A 19,495-nucleotide genomic window follows, 5' to 3' on the forward strand; every position below is an offset into this window, starting at 1 on the left:
ATATATATTGTAAATCTTTTGACAGTATAGGATTTATGGTTTAATCATTTTTATGCAAATACATTTAGTCCTTTATATATATTAATTCCCATAATGTACTACCTAAAACAGTTAGTTTAGCACCATCTTAATAGTGAGTGTCTGTCTATAATAGATAATGTTTCAAAAATCACAATTATTAGGAGGAAACTAATTGCTAAAGAAAATTTTCATTCAATTGATTGTTTTGGCAATGTTCATTGCTTTTATTCCTTTTGGGAATTTTGCAAGTGTTGCTGCCAAAGAATCTCCCAAAACAAATACGAAAGGAAACGAAAAAACTGAAGTAGTAGGAGAACGTACGCAAACTTCTAAAACGTTTAACAATTCTGATGGTACTTATACAACTGAAATATATGAAACTCCTATTCACTTTAAAGATAATAAAGGTAACTGGAAAGATATTGATAACGACCTACAAAAAAAGAAAAATAATGGCAAAGGGCAATTTGAAAATAAAGCCAATAACTTTGCTGTGACATTTGATGAAAAAATTGAAGAGGAAACAAACAACGTACAAGTAGCCGATAACCAATACAACCTTAATATTGGATTAAAAGAAATGGAACAAAAAGGTGAAATCATTCCTGCTAAAGAGGTTATCGGGGTGGCTACAGATAACCAAGTTGAGTACCAAAATGTTTTTGATAATATTTCAACTACATATTCTGTTGGAGAAAACTTTGTAAAAGAAGATATTATAATTAACAAAAAGCCCAAAAAAGGGTTACCACAAACCTTCTCATATCAGCTATCCCTTGAAAGTTTGACATATGAACAAATTAATAATCAAATCCATTTAAAGGACGCTAAAACGGGGGAGATGGTTTATGTTATAGAAGCTCCGTTTATGTATGATGCTTATAAACCTGTAGGCTTTCAATCTATTGACGGTGCAAATTCTATACCAGAGGAAGCAAAGTCCTATGATATTACGTTAAAAACACGAGAAGAAAACAATACTTTATGGATTGATTTAACTCCTGATGCAGCTTGGCTACAGGATACTAAAAGACAATACCCTATTGTCATTGACCCAACAATTGTCCGTATCCAAGGAAACTCTAAAATGGTGGATACAACAATACGTAAAAAATTCCCAACCCAAACTGGAGGAAATGATACAGAATTAGCTACAGGTACAGCCACAGACGGGAATATTGTTAGAAGTTTATTGAAGTTTGATGTAACACCTATTCCAGAGAAAAGCATTATTATGTCTGCGGATGTGAGTCTTTATCTCTCTTCGACAAATGATTCAAGCCCAATTAATTTAAGTATGCATGCTATGAAACGTTCATGGGATGAAAATACAGCAACATGGAATAACTATTCAACAGCAGGAGGCTGGACAACAGTAGGGGGAGATTATAATACCACGCCTCTTTCAACTGTTACAGGAGTCTCTTCAGTACCGAGTAATGTAGAAGAAGGTATTAAACGATGGTCTATTCCAACGAGTATGGTGAGCGGATGGCTATATAATCCAGAATCAAATCTTGGTTTATTATTAAAAAGCACTTCAGAAAGTACAATGATTTACAAAAAATTCATCAGTAGTGAAAGCACAACCAACCCACTCGCCTATAAACCAAAACTTGTCGTTACTTATAAAACTCCTAACCGTTTAGGGTTGGAAGACTATTGGGATTATGCCACACATGATATTTCAAATGGAACGAACTATGTAAATTTAGGCACAAATAATAATGTTGTTCAATACACAGATTTTAGCTTATTCAACTATGGAGGATTTGGTTTAGATTTTACTCGAACGTATAATAGTAAGGATTTTGAAAAATCTCCATTCGGCTATGGTTGGAGTTTTACAGGTTCAGAGAAATTATTTTATAATGATAAATATTTTAATGTCGAATATAAAGATGCAGATGGTACGGTCCATGTTTACTCATGGGATGGAGATAAGTATATTGCACCAGCAGGTAATTATGATAGTTTAGTTATGTCGGATAAGTACACTTTTAAACTGACTAGCAAAACTGGTCTCATAACAACATTTAAAGTTAGAGAAAGCACTAGTGATACAGATGTTGAAGTAGCATATATTACAGAGCAAAAAGATTTAAATAGCAATACAATCACTTATAATTATGATACATCAAATCAGCTTACTTCTATCAGTACTAATCTAGGCACAAAATTACTGTTAACTTATACTGATGGTCTTATTACAAATGCAAAATATAATAACCAGGATATAACGTATACGTACACTGATGGTTATTTAACACGAGTACTGGTTAAGAAAGATGACACTACATCAACACCTACTTCGTTCTACTACACAACTAATAGACAGTTAACGAAAATCATCGATAGTAGACAAAAAATAATGCTTTATGGGTATAATAGTGAGCTGGATTTAGTTTCTGTAACAGAACCATCATTAGATGGACAAGTAGCTTCTATCACCAATTACTCTTTAGATCGAATAAACAATATTGTATCAGTCACTAGCCCAGAAGGTACAGTTACACGCTATGGTTTAAATAACAATTTTAGTGTGACGAAAATGTTCGATCCTTCAGGGGATACAACAATCTATACACTAGATGATAACTATAATGTTCTTTCTCAAAAGGTAACCTATACTGAGGGGTCTACTTATACTAAAAATTATGACTATGATCCAAAAGGGAATGTGTTAAAAAGTTCTGATTCAAAAGGTATAACGGAATCCTTCACATACGATGAATATAGTAATCTTTTAACTCAGACAGATGCGAATAATAAAACATCTACAAACACCTATAAAAAAGGTAACTTGATAACATCAACAACACCAAAAGGTGAAACGACAACCTTTACTTATAATAACTATGGGGATATGACAAAAGTTGAGTTTCCAGATGGAAAAAAAGAAACGTATAACACTAACTACGTCAATAACCAAAAAGAAACAACTTCCCGAGATGATCAACTTAATATAACTACTATTACTACAACAGATTTTCACGGTAATATTCTCTCATATCAAGATGGTAAAGGGGAGATCACGAAGTATCGTTATAATTTGAAAAATGAATTAGTAGAAGTAGAGGATGCAGCAAATAAAACAACGACTTATACGTATGATGCCAACAGTAATTTAATATCTGTGACAAATGCTGCTGGTAAACAAACTTCTTTCAAATATAATGCGCAAAATGTCATAGAAAAAGAAACAAACGCCGAAGAAAAAGAAACAGCCTATAATTATAATGCAGATGGTGATTTAATTGAGATCGTGAAACCAGCACGAGATAAAATTACCTTTACCACTTCTACAGATACTAATGAAAAAGTAGTGAAAATCAATGGAGTTAATCAGTATACATCTCAAACAGACGGCTTAACAAAGACTGTGACAAATCACACACTGAACAATCAAAAGGTTGCGTATACACTATCAGAAAACGAACTTTTACAAAAAGTAGATATTAGCTCACCTGTGAATCGTTCGATAAGCTTTACTTATAAAAATGAAAAAGACTTAGCAAGCATTCAATACGGTACAGATACTATTCAGTATACAACGGATGATAATGGTCAAACAACAGCAGTTGCACTCAATGGACAACCATCAGCGAGCTTCACATGGAATCAAAATAGCTTATTGGAGAACACGACTTTTAGAAATGGTGCAGCTATTCTAAATACGTATAATGCTAATCAATTACAAAAAGAAACTTTGAAAACAAAAAGTGCAACAACTTGGCGTACAAATGAGTACGAGTATGATAAAAATCAGCAAATTACCAAAATAACGAATGATGATGGTACAGTCTCATACACGTATGATGTTTTGAACCAGCTAGTCAAAGAACAATACAGTAATGGTTTAACTATTTCATACACATACGATACAGTAGGAAATCGTACTTCTAAAACGATTTTCCAAAACGGTAGTACAACTACAACCAACTATAGTTATAATGATGCGAATCAAATGAAGGCTGCTGGTGGGAAAGCTTACACTGTAAGTGAAAATGGAAATGTGACAAATGATGGTGTTTTCCAATATGTTTGGAACGCCTTTGATCAATTAACAGAAGTCAAGTCTCTAACTGGTACGACAGTTGCATCTTATCGTTATGATGAAAATGGACGTCGTGTATACAGTAAAGACATTAATGGCGAAACGTATTATCGTTATATTGGTCTGTCGAACCAAGTGTTGTTTGAGGAAGATGTGAGTGGTGCGATTACTAAAGCTTACACATATGACGCGAGTGGTCATCCATTAACAATGACATATCAGGGTTCAACGTATTACTATTTAACGAACTATCGTGGGGATGTAATAGCCTTAACAAATACTAATGGTGACGTTGTAGCGCAATACACATACGATGCATGGGGCAATATTTTGAGCCAAAGCGGTACAATGGCAACTATTAACCCTTATAGATATGCTAGTTATCGTTATGATGAAGATACAAAGCTCTACTATTTAATGGCACGATACTATAACCCAGATACAGGTGTGTTCTTATCGTTAGATCCAGTGCGTGGAGATACAATGGACCCTTTATCGCTGAATGGCTATAATTATGCTAATAATAACCCAGTGCTGTATGTCGACCCTGATGGAGAATTTAGTATTCGGACTGGAGTCTTGATAGGTGCTATTAATGTTTTGATTACTTTAATACCTGGTCTATCTACAATAAACAATTTATATAAATTAGGTAAAAAAACACAGGTTCATAAATTGTTAAATGGAAAAAAGATTACTATCACAGCGGAAATGAGAAAATATTTTACTAAAATAGGTTTAAAGATATCGTTAGCTACAACTGTAGCAAGTGTTATTTTTAATACATTTTTAGGAGCATTTAATTCATCAGTAGGTGCTATAGCCGCTTGGGCCTTAAAGAAATATTTCTTTAAATCCTATACTAAAAAAGAAAAGTTATTTTATTGGTGGGGACCTATAATGAGCTTCGAGTATATCGACTTTGGTAAAAGAAAGTAAGATTGAGGTGAACAAATGCTTGAAATATTTCAAAAAATTATTTTAGTTACCATTTCGATTGTTGCAGGATCTGTGTCTGTAATATTAATTTTTTCCAAAAATAAGTTTCGAAAATATATTAAAAGCGACTTAAAAAAAATAGTAATCTATATTCTAATCTGCAGTATAATTATTACTTTATTAAATATAGAGTTGCAAATTGTCTATCTTGAAATTAATACTGTATTTATATTAAGTATATTAATATTTTTGATAAATCTTAAATTAAAAAAAGTCACTAAATTAGGGACAATAGCTGTAATTGGAATGTTTATAGTAACAGTTATAGTGCAATTTATGCATTCGTTTATTAATATTTTTTATCCATAATAAAGCTACAATTTAAAAAGAAAGATCTAATGGTTGAAATAGTAGGAACCCTGCAATTGGATTGTGAAATGTATGTCAGATACCAGAATTTTAAGAGAGGAAAAGAGATAGGTTTTTATTGAAGATTAGATCACAGAAATTGATCAAACTTTTTTATAAAAATTAAACAATACTTCACAGAGAAAGAATCCGTTTTGATCGATCTTATTTCAAAACGGGTTCTTTTAATTTAACGTAAGTAATGGGTTTGAAAGGTGTTTTGATCAAACTTTATTTTAAACCTATATAATCAGTATTTTAGGCTTTTCTTCTGTTATATCATCTTCTTTTATCCATTTCATTTAAAACCTTTTCGCCATCTTTAGAAGACATGTTGGTGTACAATGAAGTCGTTTTAATATCAGAATGTCCTAATTGATCCCTCAATAGAATAATGTCACCACCGCTACGGATAAAATCTACTGCAAATGAATGTCGTAGTTTATGGGGATTTTTACCGTTTCTAAAGAAAGCTGATGTATATTTATTTACAATGTTTTGAATTGCTCTTCTAGATAACGGTCTAACAACTCCACCATAAACACTGACAAAAAAGGGGATTTTTGAGCACTTGAATACCTAGATTCTCTAACATCCATGTACTTTTCTAAAACGGACATGGAGTCAGGCTTGTTGCCTTTTCGAACTATGTCTATGTATCTACTGTGTAAGTGTATATTTTTCATTTCTATACTGGCAATTTCTCCAACACGCATACCTGTTCCCAAAATTAACGTATTAATTGCTAGATCACGAATCTTATCTCGTTCATAACGGCCTTTTGCTTCTGCAGATTCTAAAGTCTCACTATAACCATTATCTATGAATTTTAGATATGCTGATATTTCATCCTCGTTCAGTATAATTGAATTTAAATCGCGCGCTCTTCGGTTAGCTGTTTCTCCTTTTTTATGGGTTACAATCTTTGACATTACCTTTCGATAGAAGTAGCATTCACCACCCTCATCCTCAGTTTCTTTTGTTAAGTAATTAAAAAGTGATTTTAATGCTTCCTTAATATAAAAGGGCATAGAGTCACTATGTTTCTCTAATAATTTACGCATATTCAATTTCTCGGGTGTTATAGCCATGTTGTAGATCCTCCAGTCTTAACAACTGTTCACAAAATATAAATTTTGTGAACATTCATTTGTGGAAAGAAAAGAATCTGTAAAAAATGATGCCCCACATTAATTGGCTAAGAAATTTTATATTACATATACCACTAGGATACTAGACTCCTGCTCCATATGCCCTTTCGTAAAGAAATATTCTTACAGTTGTTTCTACATTTATATTTCCTAAATAAATATAGAAACTAATCGAAAGATGTAAAAACACTACGCCAATTCGTAAAATAAAACTTTCAGTCAAGTTAGCACAGCTTTACGTATACAAAGCTAAAATACATACCAATGATACAGTGCTTATAAAAAAAATTAGGTTTCTTTCTACAGTCTGAAGCGTCATCCTTTTTAGGATGGCGCTTCAGACTGTAGACAAACTCGATGAATTTTGAGTTTGCCTACAGTCTTTTTTCTTTTACAATAAAATAAAGTAAAAAAGTAAAGCCGTTGATTTCCACTACGGGCGGACGCTTTCCGCGGGCGGGATCGAGCTGCTTCCCTCGCTTCGCTCAGTCCAGGATCTCGACTTTCCCGCTTTTCCCGCAGGAGTCGCCGCCCTTCGTTCCAATCAACTTCTACATAAAGTACTCTATCTACATAGGGTGTTGAAAAGTAAACTTTTGAGGTGATGAAGCATGATGACGAAGAATCAAACCAATGAACGTGAACAATTAGAAATGTTAACGATTGATCAATTAGTTCCCAACGATCATTTAGTGAGAAAACTGGAGGCTGCTATTGATTTTTCATTTATCTATCCTTTAGTAGAAAATCTTTATTCACCTAATGGGCGTCCTAGTATTGATCCTGTCGTTCTCTTCAAAATGACGTTTATTCAATATGTTTTTGGCATTCGCTCCATGCGTCAAACGATCAAAGAAATTGAAACGAATATGGCGTATCGCTGGTTTTTAGGATTTGGCTTCCATACAGAAGTCCCGCATTTCTCTACCTTCGGTAAAAATTATGCCCGTCGCTTTCAAGACACCGATATATTTGAACAGATATTCTATCGTATATTAAAAGAGATTATGCATCAGGGACTCCTCCATGCAGACCATCTATTTATTGATTCCACGCATGTGAAAGCGAGTGCGAATAAACGGAAGTATGATAAAAAGGTCGTGCGAAAAGAAACACGAGCTTATGAAGAGAAGCTTCAATTAGAGTTAAATATGGACCGTGAAGAACACGGAAAAAAGCCCTTTCCCCCGGAGAAGTTTGAAAAGGAAGAATGGAAAGAAATAAAGGAAAGCACGACAGATCCTGAAAGTGGGTATTACGTGAAGGATGAACGTACGAAGCAGTTTGCATATTCCTTTCATGCAGCCACAGATGAAAAAGGCTTTGTCTTAGGTGCCATTGTGACTCCGGGAAATGTGCACGATAGCCATGTATTGCAGCCACTTGTTGAAAGGGTCATTCAAAACGTTCAAAAACCAATCGCCGTTGCGGCAGATGCAGCCTATAAAACACCAGCGATTACGAACTTTTTGTTAGAGAATCAAATGTTGCCTGTTCTTCCATATACACGTCCTAAAACGAAAGATGGATTCTTCCGAAAGCACGAGTATACATATGACGAGCACTATAATTGTTATCTTTGCCCACAAGGGCAGATATTGAAGTATGCGACAACGACGAAGGAAGGATATCGCCAATATAAATCGAATCCTTTGATTTGTGCGAAGTGTCCAAGCCTTTCCCAATGTACAGAAAGTAAGCATCATCAAAAACTCATTCAACGCCATATTTGGGAGTCGTATGTGGAGGAAGCTGAACATTTACGCCATTCCTATGACATCAAACAGATTTATGCAAAGCGCAAAGAAACGATTGAGCGTGTCTTTGCCGATGCAAAAGAAAAGCATGGTATGCGATGGACAACCTTAAGAGGTCTAAAAAAATTGTCCATGCAGGCGATGCTTACTTTTGCTGCCATGAATTTGAAGAAACTGGCTACTTGGACGTGGCAAGTAGCTTAAGAGAGCAACTAAGCTCGAAAAGTATGTTGAATTTGGTAGTATATTACCAAATGTTAAAAATAAAATAGGAAGAAAAATGACAAAAACCATCGAGAGTGAACTTCTCGATGGGCTTTTGTCTACAGTCTGAAGCGTCATCCTTTTTAGGATGGCGCTTTTTGCGTATTGCTTGTATCAAAAGTTCCTTTGGCATTTTCTAACGAGTAGCTTTGAACAAAATCTGCTTGTAATGCCAGACGTTTAGAACCTTTTTCTGCACATGTAATCAATGTTAGTGTAGTTTGATTGGGAATATCGTCAATGATATAAACATCAGTTGCAGCAATGATTTTTTTCGTTGTTAATTTATACTCATAGACATCTTTCATATCCGTGATATAGATGATATCGCCAATTTGTGCTTGATAGAGCGGGCTGAATAAAATATCTTTTTCCTCAAAGTAGTGACCAGCCAACGCATAGTTTCCTTGGCCGAGCTGTTGGTTGGGTTTCATCGTACCTGCTCCAATAGCAAGTACAGAATGGCCAACACCTTTTAAAATTGGTAGCTGCATATGTACACTTGGAACAGCAATACTGCCGATAACAGGCATATTACTAGCTTTTACTTGTGCTTGAAGTACCTCAGCGATAGATAATGATTGAACGGCTTCAAACTCAAAATCAGCTGCTGCTTTTTTGTTTTTTTCAATGTCTTTAACACTGTAGTCAGTTGTATTTAATTGGTCACTCAAATGAGCGATAATAGCATGTTGAATGGGATTAATAAATATTAATAACAGGCCAAAAAGTAGCACGCAAACGAGCAAGGTCAGTCTAAATTTATTCATTTTGTATAGCACATCCTAGTTATTGAAATAACGGAACGATGATTGTCAGTTTAAAAATGGGTAGAGCTAAGATGCTCTACCCATCTTCATCTTATTTATCACTAAAACGAACGCCTGCAACCCCATAATGGTTTTTTGACATTTCTTCGATAAAAACTGTTACATTTTCTGCAGGTGCATTAACTGTACGCGAAACGGCCTCTGTTACTTCCTTTACAAGGGCGCGTTTTTGCTCCTCTGTACGACCTTCAAGCATTTTCACTGTTACGTATGGCATAATATTGCCTCCTTTATAGAATAATGTTGTATAGTTAGTTTATAAGAAAGTATAAACTTCTTACTTGCGTTGAGGCATAAGTGCGCGTTAGAAATAGTGTGTTATACGACAAAATATACGCGATATGCTTTCCTTTATAATAGCAGAATGGAGGATATTTAAGTATGGCAAATGAAGAAAAACCAAAACAAAAAATGGGTTTTACCATTATAAAAAACGATCCAACAGATGGACATAAAGGGTTTGGAATTGGTTCACTTTCATTAGAGAATGTATCGCCCGTTATGATTGATGTAGAAGAGGGGACAGCTACTGTTGAAATTGGTGCCATGCATGCACGAAGTGATGTTGAGCGAGGTATTAAATTTACGATGGACCGTGCTGATTCAGAAGGTGGGAAATCCTATTGGTTAGTGTGGGTGACGGTAGACCATAAAGAAGATGGACCCTATTATGCGGGTGTAACAGCTTGTGAAATGGTCGTTAACCGTGAAAAGAGACGTGGCTATAAAATTCTAGCTGACCATGTGAACAAAATGGATAAATCCATGAAGCGTCAGATTATTGTAGAGCATATGGATGCACCGTCTAAAAAAGTGTTGGCTACTTTCCTAGAGCAACTTAATCCAGATTTGTGGGAACGTAGTGATGAGCAACTGCGTCAAGACTTATTTGTCGAATAGACCAATAATGATTGAACAATCTGTGACATTTTGCGATCGCTTTCGATATTAGGTTGAAAGTGGGTTTGAAACAAAGTACACTTGAGGCAGAGCTTACATTTTAGTAAGCTAGGACACTTGGTATCGCGAATATGATGAGCGCTATGCGGCATTTGAATAACCCAAACCCAAGCCAAATGCCCCATGATGCTCATACTTCGCGTACCATAAAAAAAAGAAAAGCTTTCTGTTCCCACGGACACGTCTCCGGGGAAGAGAAAGCTTTTCTTATTTATTCGTCTATTAGTTACTTTGTCGAGAGCCTTCATAACATAGAACGAGAGTTGTTCAAAAAGGTTTCCACATTATTGTTTATTTTTATCATCACCTTTAAAAAGTGAGAATGGCAGCATGTTCCAAAATTCTCCCCATGTATCACTGTCGAGAATATCGAAGTTTGTACATTTTTCAGTTGGTACATCCTTAGCTTCTACATAAACAAGACGCTGTTTTGGACAAGCATCAGTAGCGAGTTTACCTGTTTCGATATCAATGACAACGCCCTCTACACCTTTAGGTTTTTTGAAATCCTCATTTTTCGTTCCTTTGTTGACGGTCTCCATAAAGTCAATCCAAATTTGCTTAGTGGCAGCAGTATCTTCCTTCGTCGTAAGGTTTTTACCCTGATCATAGCCGTTCCACACACCAGCAGTTAGACTTGGTGTAAAACCAATTAGCCATTGGTCACTATTGGTAGAACCTGATTTAGCCGCATATGTGTGTGTCATGCGGGAACGAATACTAATGCCTGTAGCAGGAGAATAATCACTGAAAACCGGGTCAAAAATACCTGTCATCATCTCAGTTAAAATGTATGCATTTTCTTTTGAAATGGCCGTTTCCGCCTTGCTTGAAACATCTTTATTTTCATAAATAACGTCCCCATGAGCATTTTTTATGGACACAATGGTTGTTGGAATGGTTTGCTGTCCCTGAGATGCTAAAATATTATAAGCATTCGTCATCTCATATAATGTTGTTTCAATCGTACCGAGTGCGATAGATAAATTATCTTTAGCACCAATCCCTACACTAAAACGGTTTGCCATATCATGAAATTCCTTGAAGCCAATGTCCTCTAACGTTTTGACGGCGTAAATATTGTCTGAGATCGCAATCGCTTGAGCCATCGTCATATCATGATCTGCAAACTGACCATTAACATTTTTAGGTGCATAAGTGCCACGCCCATTATCATAAGTAAAGGTTGTTTCACCAACATCTAAAAATGTAAGCGGCGTGTAACCATTTTCTAGTGCCGCTGCATATAAAATCGGCTTAATAGTAGAGCCTGGTTGACGTTTAGCCTGTGTGACACGGTTAAATGAACTTACTGAATAGTCACGACCTCCAACTAATGCAGTGACAGCACCTGATTTCGATTCCATACTAACGAATGCTGTTTGAAGATCATTAGCAGGCATGTTTTTTACTACTGCTTCTTCAGCGGCTTTCTGGTGTTCCAGATTAAGCGTTGTTTGAATTGTCCAGCCACCTTCGCTAATATCGAGATTTTTTGACTTTAAAATTTCGCTAGCCTCTTGCCATGCCACATCAAGGAAATAAGGGGCGACAGATTTTGTTGCAACCCAGCTATCATTTTTTAAGACAAGCTGTTCATTTTCAGCTCGTGTTTTTTCTTCTTGTGTAATGGCACCTTGATCCGCCATTAGTTTTAAAATTACGTTTTGGCGATTCGTAGCCTTTTCTAAATTGGCAATAGGTGAATAGATACTTGGTCCCTTTGGTACGCCTGTTAGCATTGCAGCTTCCGCAAGTGTTAAATCAGCGGCAGATTTACCGAAGTAAAATCGACTGGCTGCTTCTACTCCATACATGCCGTGTCCATAGTATACCGTATTTAAATAGCCTTCTAATATTTCGTCCTTGTCATAAAAAACTTCTAATCTATAAGCATACAGGGCTTCATTTAATTTACGTGTCCAAGATTTTTCATGGGAAAGATAAAGATTACGTGCATATTGTTGCGTAATGGTACTAGCCCCTTGGACTTTTCCGCCCGCCTTAATATCCACTAAAATGGCACCAGCAATACGTGAATAATCAAAACCACCATGTTTATAAAAATCTTTATCCTCAACAGCAACTACTGCTTCTTTTAAATAAGGTGACATCTCATCAAGACCAACCCAATAACGTCGTTGATTTGTAAAGTGATCTCCAATTTGGTTCTCATTTTCATCTAAGAAGATGGAAGCTTTCGGTACGGTTAAAGGCGGTGCACCAGCCACTTGAACATAGATGCGTAGAGCGACAAATGCTACGACAATTGCAGATGCAAAGGCGACAAAAAGAGTAAGGGATTTCCGTGTGCGCTTTACACGCTTTTGCTTTCGATGATAGCTTTTTCGTTTCATCCGACTTCACCTCGTTTTCTTACAACTTCTAATTTTAGCTTTAGTATGTGTTCGAACGTTCATCTTTAATCGAAATTCTAACTAAAAACTATTGCACTTTATTCAAAAACATCTATACTTTTTTTGTACTACTTGAAATGCGAGCATTCGACAGAAAAATCACACCTTGTAGATTTTAATCGAAATTTGCTAGATGTTCCAATAATGTATACGAGGACAAAAGGATACAGGTTTCATTACAATCCTGTAAGCCATAATAGAAGAAGTTGAAGAGAATTGATAATCAATACAATTTGTTAATGATACGGAGGGCAAGCAATGAGATTTGATGAAGCTTATTCAGGAAATGTTTTTATAAAAAGTCATCCTACCTATGAGGATGCACAAGCCGTTATTTATGGCATGCCAATGGACTGGACAGTGAGTTACCGTCCAGGATCACGTTTCGGTCCACAGCGTATCCGTGAGGTATCGATCGGTCTTGAAGAGTATAGCCCATATCTAGATCGCGAGCTTGAGGAAGTAAAGTACTTTGATGCTGGTGATATTCCACTACCTTTCGGGAATGCACAGCGCTCATTAGATGAAATCGAAAAATTTATTGAAACATTATTAGCAGATGGCAAGGTTCCTGTTGGTATGGGTGGGGAGCATTTAGTGTCTTGGCCAGTTATGAAGGCTGTCTCTGCTAAATATGATGATCTTGCAATCATTCATTTTGATGCACATACCGATTTGCGTGTGGAATATGAGGGAGAACCACTTTCTCACTCAACGCCAATTCGTAAAATTGCGGAACATATTGGACCGAAAAATGTTTATTCTTTCGGCATTCGTTCAGGCATGAAAGAAGAATTTGAATGGGCAAAGGAAAACGGCATGCACATTTCAAAATTTGAAGTACTTGAGCCGTTAAAAGAGGTTTTACCAACATTAGCTGGGCGCAATGTGTATGTAACGATTGATATTGATGTTTTAGATCCAGCACACGCTCCAGGCACTGGTACAGTAGATTGTGGTGGTATTACATCAAAAGAATTACTAGCTTCCATCCACGCGATAGCAGCTAGTGGTGTAAATGTTGTAGGCTTTGATCTAGTAGAAGTCGCACCTATCTATGATTCATCAGAAATGACGGCAAACACAGCCTCTAAATTATTACGAGAAATGATTTTAGGCTGGGTAAAATAAAGAGGGCTTTATAAGTGCTTATATGAAGCGGTTTGAGTGGGGTTTAGCTATGAGCTAGCCCCACTTTTAGCCCCAATTCCTTTTAGACTCTCACTAAATACAGATACCGTTTGTGCCTCCATTTCCTGAAGAATGTGGCCATAAACTGTATGGATCATTTCAGGAGTATTTCCTAATCGTTCGGCAATCGCTTTGACAGGAATACTGTTATTCATAAGTATGGTGGCATGTGTGTGCCTTAAACCATGTATCGTTGTCGCTGGCAGACCGACAGCTTCTACAAAGCGGTTAAATATTGCGTTTAACCCTGTGGAAACAAAAAGCTCTGCTGTGTGTGGCGATAAAAAGATAAATGAATCATCTTTTGCTATATCACTCTGTAGCTTACGACCATGTGAAAGTAACAATGCTTTAGCAGCTACCCGATAGCTCTGTAGCTGCTGCAACACTATATCATCTACTTTTATGGTACGCTCACTGTTCTTTGTTTTAGTGGAGCCTACACCGTTATTTCCTCTAGTTCGCTCAATAGTTATTGTTTGACTGGCAAAGTTGATATTTCGCCATTGAAGCCCCAGTGCCTCTCCTTTACGCATACCTGTATAAGCAATCGTTAAAAATAAGCTGTAGTAGGCAATATCCCCATGCTGCTTAATATGATTCAGTAATATACTAAGTTGGCCAGGTGTTAGATAGTTCTTTTCTGTTTCCTTATCTCTTAGAGAGGGAAGGGCAGCTCCATGTAACTTATTGCGAATTATGATTTCTTCCGCAACAGCTGCATTCAAAGCAATCCTAAAAATCGAATGCAAAGCACGGATCGTAGAGGGCTTTAGCTTGTCCTCTAACACATTGATAAACGACATCTGATAAATAACCTTATCCAGCTTCTGTAACTTGTAGGAGCCAAGAAGGGGCTTAAAATAAAGCTTTATAAAGCCCTCACGCTGAGTAACAGTAGAAGGTTTCCATTTACCTTTATTCATATTAAACCACATATCTAGCCATTGAGAGACGGTTAGGTTATCATGTTCTATATGTTTAGTTTCACCACGCAGCGTTGCAGCCTTCACTTCCAGGAGGGCTTTCAATGCTGCTTTTTCTGTTTTATAGCCACTTTTCTTTTTTTCTCTCCGTTTATTAGCAGCATCATAATACTTATGTCGAAACATCCACAGTTTCTCTTTATTTGCATTGAAATAGTGATATATTTCAGGTTCTTTTGCTGATTTATATAGTTTCACCTTGTCCATTCCTTTCATGCTTGGGCGAAGCGTGTGTACAGGAATAGGTGAGTGTGATTAATCTAAATTGTCAAATATATTAATAAATCTATCTTGGATACATTCAGATAAAAATTTATCAAACTGTTCTTCTATATAGTCAATTACATATACAGGGGCTTTTACATTGTCTAAATTCAAACGAAATTCGTTTGAAATTAAAATTTCTTTAAATATGATTTGTTTGAGTTTGTTAAAAAGTACAGAAGTATCTACTTCAAAATCAAAAACTAAAAGTTCACCCTCATACTTAAGCATTAAGTTAATTAAAAATTTACTTTTAGCCATATAAGCATAGTTCGTACCTTCCCACTTAGGATCCTTAATCTGATTTTTTGACATCAAATCGACTTTACAATCTATTGAAATGTCTTTAAATGAAACACTCACATTAACAAAGGTGAACAAGTCACCTATAGTACATTTTAAAAGTGTACATAGTTGCGTTAGTGTATCAAATTGAATACCAGATCCATAATTATTGTATAGGTTTGAAATAGTTGTCCGAGACAACGTAGTTTGGTCTTTCACATTCTGTATATTTAAGCCTCTTTCAGCCATTAAAACCCTCAAATTGCAGTGTATAAAACCTGTCATTTCCATACCCCTTTCCTAACGATTGTTTGAATTATATCATAGACGAATCAAAATAACCAATACACTAATCAAAAACAATTGACTTTCAATTAAAAAGGAATTATCATCAATTAACAAGTTGATATAACCAATGTATTGGTTAAAATGATTAGAGAGGAGGTTTTATTTTGGCTATTCAATTGAAATCTCAAGATGCTTTTAGACAAGAGTTAATTAAATTAGGCTTTTCAAAAAGAGGATTTGCCCGTTCTATAGGTGTTTCAGAAGCGACTTTGATTCAAATTTCAAACGGGAAGCAATCGCCTAGACCCGAAACAGCTAAAAAAATTTGCAGTGCTTTAAATGTGGAATTTGATGAGATTTTTGAAATTACAATGAGATAGGAGATTAAAGATGTTACCAGCAAACATTGAGGTCAATATTGATAGAGTCGCTATTAAACAGTACATAGAAAAGCGGCTTGATGAAGAAATAAGAGAAGTATTGTGGTGGATCGATTTAAATAAAATGGCAGAACTAACTAACATGTCACAAAGATTTTTAGAAAGTGAACTTGTATGTGATGTTCGTATGCGAGCCATTGAGGTCAAGAAAAACCGTAAACGATGGTGGCCAGCGAGACAGGCTTTTGAAGTAATAAGTGAGATTACAAGTGAATGGTAATTAAAAAATGCTTGGGCGAAGCATGTGTAAAGGAATCGGTAATTTTTAATATGAGTAAAAAACAAGGTGGTGAAATAGATGAACGAGGAATATTTATTTGGACGTATAACTGTGCATTTTGGCATTGATATTGTTTCCTTAGTGCACAAAGTCCATGGACGTTTTTCGTACATGGATTTAGTAGAAGGTGATCTTATCGAAGTAAGAGAGGATGACCAATACAAGACTATTACTATTAAAGATATATTGAATAAAATTGTTGAACACGATTCAAGTCAGGTATGGAATCGTGGTTCATCAATTTATGAAGGTGCTCAAGTTAGGGTGAAGCTAGACCCTCTAGGAAACAAACTAGCAGTTTTAACGGAAAAAAGTCTAAAAATAAATAAAGTAATGTTTACCCTTAAGAATGGGCTCATAACCCATGAAGAAGCTACACAAGCATTTTTGCAACTTGAATTAGAACATGATGAATAAAAGAGCACTTATACAGTTTAAGCAACATAGGCATTGACAAGGTGGTGATATAACAATGCCTGATAGTTTCTATTTTCCGGTTTTCACTGGTTTACTAACAGAAGAACATGTCGAAAAAATTGGTCCAGCTTTATGGGAGTTCCTTTGGTTGATTGCGAAAACAACAAAAGAAACCACTGAGAACGGTGAAACTATTGGCATTGTTCTCGGTGGAAGACCCATTAAAAACGTGGAAATAGCCGAATCACTAGGAACAAGTTTGAGGAGTACAGAACGCAATATTTCCAGACTGAAAAAATATGGATACATTGATACGAAACGAACTCCCTACGGAAATATATTCAAGGTTAAAAAATCAAAAAAATTCTATAAAGACAGAACCGCCAAAAATGGCGGAACTAAAAAAAGGGAACCGCCAAATATGGATAGAGAACCGCCACTTTTGGTAGAGAGAACCGTCAAAAGTGGCGGGAACAAAGAAGATATAAAAGATATAAAAGATATAAAAGATATAAATACTACTCGTCAAAAAAAATATGACGAGGACAGCACCTATTTCAAGATGGCAATATACTTCCATGAGAAAGTTTCTGTAGTTGCAAATGAGGCTGGCATATCTCATTTAATTAAAAAGTCCAATATGCAATCTTGGGCTGATGATATGCGAAAGCTTATTGAAATAGATCAAGTTGATAAGCACCAGGCTAAACAAGTCATGGATTGGGTAACAGAAGATTCATTTTGGAAAACAAATGTACTATCGGCCAAAAAGCTTCGTGAGAGATTTATGGAATTAGCTATAAAAATGAACGTTGATAAAAAAACTTCTCAACCAAAGCAAAAGCCTCAATATGATCCGAGAGATAAAGAAATAGAGTTCCAGCGTTGGATACAAGATGGGAATGATCCAGATAATTTTGATTGGAGTGATTGAAAAATAGATTATCAAAAGTAAGAAGCGAGGATGATATCAATGGAACTATTAAAACACTTAACAAGAGCAGAGAAGGTAAAAATTCGTAAAGCTGTTGTAAAAGAATTGGCGCGATATCGAATTTCCAAATTAGCAGCAGAGAATTCAGATAATGATAATGTTGCTTTTCACCAAATGATTGAACAAGCTATTGAGAGATTACCGACACCAGAACGCTTTCTAATTGAAGCAAGGTATTTGTCAGCTAATAGTGAATACTCGACAGATTATCATGTCTACAATTTAAAGTTTGATCCACCAATAAGTTCAGTGACTTACACAAAGATTAGAGATACAGCTATGATAAAAATTTCATTGTTTTTAAAACTTGATACAGGTGTGGAAATTGAACATTTAATTCAAACAAACTATCCTGCTAGGTTTAGTTGAAGGAGGTTGTGCTGCATGAATCAAACTATTATTTCGGAAGCTTTCGGTGAACAATTAGCGCTTATTACAGCTAATACACCTTATGCAATTGAAAGTGATTCAGATACTTTTGTTTCAGAACTAGAACATAAAGTAAGGGAGTATATGTATTCATTGTGGATGGATGCCCAGGCCAACAAACTAGCAAACTATTTGGAGAAAAGACAAGCAGCACACTTTGCTCAACTGTATGAATTTAGTTATGGCGTGTCTATGTATGATAAAGATCAATCACTTTCGAATAGGACAGATATTCTATCATTTATGATTATTGACGAAAAAGAATCATATAAGAAACGCTTAGAACGCATACGGCTCCAATACAAGCGTTTCAAGGAGATATGCGAACTAATTAGTGTAGAGGATAGAAAGCTGTTTATACGCTATTTTGAGCAGTCTCAGAAGGCGGGTTATGAAACCTTAAGGAAAGCGGTGATAAACAATCTAACGTTAATTGGTGAACGTTATAGGCGTGATGAAAAAATGAAAGAGGAACACACGCGATATTCTCTTAATACTTAAAAGATAAATGAGGTGGTTTTATGAAAGAACTAAGATGCACAAAATGCGGAAAGCTATTATTAAAAGCTTCGCGTGAATATGAAGCTGGTGCTGTACATATCCAATGTGACTTAGAAGTTCAATGCACACGATCAGGTTGCAAAGTGATTAATCGTTTTAAAGCTAAATAACTTTAGAAGCTCACGAAGCTCATTACATTCCAGCAATGGTGTGTGGTGGGTTTTTATTTTTGTCACACTTGAGCGATAGCCCCCCTACCAAATAATAATTTTGGCCATTTTGCTGTAGACCGTATGAGCATGTAATTGCGCGCCTCAAATTGATTTTTTGAAAAATTTTTAAGTGTACTACAAATGCATAAACGACGTATAACTCTTGGTGCATAAAGGGTTGTGACACTTTGTCACAGTACTCCATTGTGACAAAGCACTACAAAAGAGTAACAAATGTTTTGAAAGGAGGTGAAAGTTATGAAACGAATTGAACATGCTTCTATGTTTACCGAATCACGTGCAGCTGCTATTGAGAATATTAAACATGGTAAAGTGCTTCACGAAAAGCGCCAAGCTTTAATGGCTAAGATTGATAAAGTGTTGAAGAAATAACCTAAAAATGA

18 protein-coding genes are annotated in these 19,495 nt (G+C 35.8%); 11 read left to right on the forward strand and 7 right to left on the reverse strand.

Going from position 1 to position 19,495, the window contains the following annotated elements; genetic code table 11:
* Positions 1-193 precede the first annotated feature (193 nt).
* Positions 194-5,017: a DNRLRE domain-containing protein gene (locus V6670_RS02500; protein WP_141903890.1), complete on the forward strand. Its 4,824-nt coding sequence runs from the start codon at positions 194-196 to the stop codon at positions 5,015-5,017.
* A 687-nt stretch (positions 5,018-5,704) separates the two neighbouring features.
* On the opposite strand, the gene V6670_RS02505 is transcribed toward V6670_RS02500, so the two are convergent.
* Both V6670_RS02505 and V6670_RS02510 read right to left on the reverse strand, forming a co-directional pair.
* Entirely contained in the window at positions 5,705-5,986 is a 282-nt protein-coding gene (locus V6670_RS02505; RefSeq protein ID WP_338654445.1) for a tyrosine-type recombinase/integrase, read from the reverse strand.
* The gene (locus tag V6670_RS02510; protein WP_338652438.1) at positions 5,914-6,516 is read right to left on the reverse strand and encodes a tyrosine-type recombinase/integrase; all 603 of its coding nucleotides are present in this window, start codon (positions 6,514-6,516) and stop codon (positions 5,914-5,916) included. Before V6670_RS02510 ends, V6670_RS02505 begins: the two co-directional genes overlap by 73 nt.
* 671 nt (positions 6,517-7,187) lie before the next feature.
* Between V6670_RS02510 and V6670_RS02515 the strand changes: the two genes are divergently transcribed.
* A complete protein-coding gene (locus tag V6670_RS02515) occupies positions 7,188-8,537 on the forward strand; it encodes an IS1182-like element ISBsp5 family transposase (protein WP_338651864.1) in 1,350 nt (449 codons plus the stop codon).
* A 143-nt stretch (positions 8,538-8,680) separates the two neighbouring features.
* On the opposite strand, the gene V6670_RS02520 is transcribed toward V6670_RS02515, so the two are convergent.
* Both V6670_RS02520 and V6670_RS02525 read right to left on the reverse strand, forming a co-directional pair.
* Positions 8,681-9,367, reverse strand: coding sequence for a class A sortase (locus tag V6670_RS02520; RefSeq protein ID WP_141903889.1), 687 nt, complete (start codon positions 9,365-9,367; stop codon positions 8,681-8,683).
* Between the two features lie 91 nt (positions 9,368-9,458).
* On the reverse strand, positions 9,459-9,644 hold the full coding sequence (locus tag V6670_RS02525) for a 2-hydroxymuconate tautomerase (RefSeq protein ID WP_004231516.1): 186 nt from the start codon (positions 9,642-9,644) through the stop codon (positions 9,459-9,461).
* A gap of 164 nt (positions 9,645-9,808) precedes the next feature.
* On the opposite strand from V6670_RS02525, the gene V6670_RS02530 reads away from it, so the two are divergent.
* Positions 9,809-10,327, forward strand: coding sequence for a YwhD family protein (locus tag V6670_RS02530; RefSeq protein WP_141903888.1), 519 nt, complete (start codon positions 9,809-9,811; stop codon positions 10,325-10,327).
* A gap of 344 nt (positions 10,328-10,671) precedes the next feature.
* Here the strand turns inward: V6670_RS02530 and V6670_RS02535 are convergent, their stop codons facing one another.
* Positions 10,672-12,744, reverse strand: coding sequence for a transglycosylase domain-containing protein (locus V6670_RS02535; protein WP_141903887.1), 2,073 nt, complete (start codon positions 12,742-12,744; stop codon positions 10,672-10,674).
* A 318-nt stretch (positions 12,745-13,062) separates the two neighbouring features.
* On the opposite strand from V6670_RS02535, the gene speB reads away from it, so the two are divergent.
* Entirely contained in the window at positions 13,063-13,935 is an 873-nt protein-coding gene (gene speB, locus V6670_RS02540; RefSeq protein ID WP_141903886.1) for an agmatinase, read from the forward strand.
* 47 nt (positions 13,936-13,982) lie between these two features.
* On the opposite strand, the gene V6670_RS02545 is transcribed toward speB, so the two are convergent.
* On the reverse strand, positions 13,983-15,188 hold the full coding sequence (locus V6670_RS02545) for a tyrosine-type recombinase/integrase (RefSeq protein WP_338652447.1): 1,206 nt from the start codon (positions 15,186-15,188) through the stop codon (positions 13,983-13,985).
* Positions 15,189-15,236: 48 nt separating this feature from the next.
* Positions 15,237-15,821 carry a helix-turn-helix transcriptional regulator gene (locus V6670_RS02550; RefSeq protein WP_338652449.1) on the reverse strand — a complete coding sequence of 195 codons (585 nt, stop codon included), beginning with the start codon at positions 15,819-15,821 and terminating at the stop codon, positions 15,237-15,239.
* Between the two features lie 161 nt (positions 15,822-15,982).
* Between V6670_RS02550 and V6670_RS02555 the strand changes: the two genes are divergently transcribed.
* The 7 genes from V6670_RS02555 (at position 15,983) to V6670_RS02585 (ending at position 19,484) form a co-directional block, all read left to right on the forward strand.
* Entirely contained in the window at positions 15,983-16,198 is a 216-nt protein-coding gene (locus V6670_RS02555) for a helix-turn-helix transcriptional regulator (RefSeq protein WP_338652451.1), read from the forward strand.
* Positions 16,199-16,208: 10 nt separating this feature from the next.
* Positions 16,209-16,478: a hypothetical protein gene (locus V6670_RS02560; RefSeq protein ID WP_141903884.1), complete on the forward strand. Its 270-nt coding sequence runs from the start codon at positions 16,209-16,211 to the stop codon at positions 16,476-16,478.
* 78 nt (positions 16,479-16,556) lie between these two features.
* Entirely contained in the window at positions 16,557-16,955 is a 399-nt protein-coding gene (locus V6670_RS02565) for a hypothetical protein (protein ID WP_141903883.1), read from the forward strand.
* Between the two features lie 55 nt (positions 16,956-17,010).
* On the forward strand, positions 17,011-17,889 hold the full coding sequence (locus V6670_RS02570; RefSeq protein ID WP_338652454.1) for a hypothetical protein: 879 nt from the start codon (positions 17,011-17,013) through the stop codon (positions 17,887-17,889).
* 39 nt (positions 17,890-17,928) lie between these two features.
* Positions 17,929-18,318, forward strand: a complete 390-nt coding sequence (locus V6670_RS02575) for a hypothetical protein (protein ID WP_141903882.1) — start codon at positions 17,929-17,931, stop codon at positions 18,316-18,318.
* A gap of 15 nt (positions 18,319-18,333) precedes the next feature.
* Positions 18,334-18,879: a hypothetical protein gene (locus V6670_RS02580; RefSeq protein ID WP_141903881.1), complete on the forward strand. Its 546-nt coding sequence runs from the start codon at positions 18,334-18,336 to the stop codon at positions 18,877-18,879.
* 470 nt (positions 18,880-19,349) lie between these two features.
* Positions 19,350-19,484: a hypothetical protein gene (locus tag V6670_RS02585; protein ID WP_338652455.1), complete on the forward strand. Its 135-nt coding sequence runs from the start codon at positions 19,350-19,352 to the stop codon at positions 19,482-19,484.
* The last annotated feature ends 11 nt before the right edge of the window (positions 19,485-19,495 follow it).

It is taken from the genome of Lysinibacillus sp. Y5S-8 (assembly GCF_036894365.1).
In the GTDB taxonomy this organism is placed as follows: domain Bacteria; phylum Bacillota; class Bacilli; order Bacillales_A; family Planococcaceae; genus Lysinibacillus; species Lysinibacillus fusiformis_D.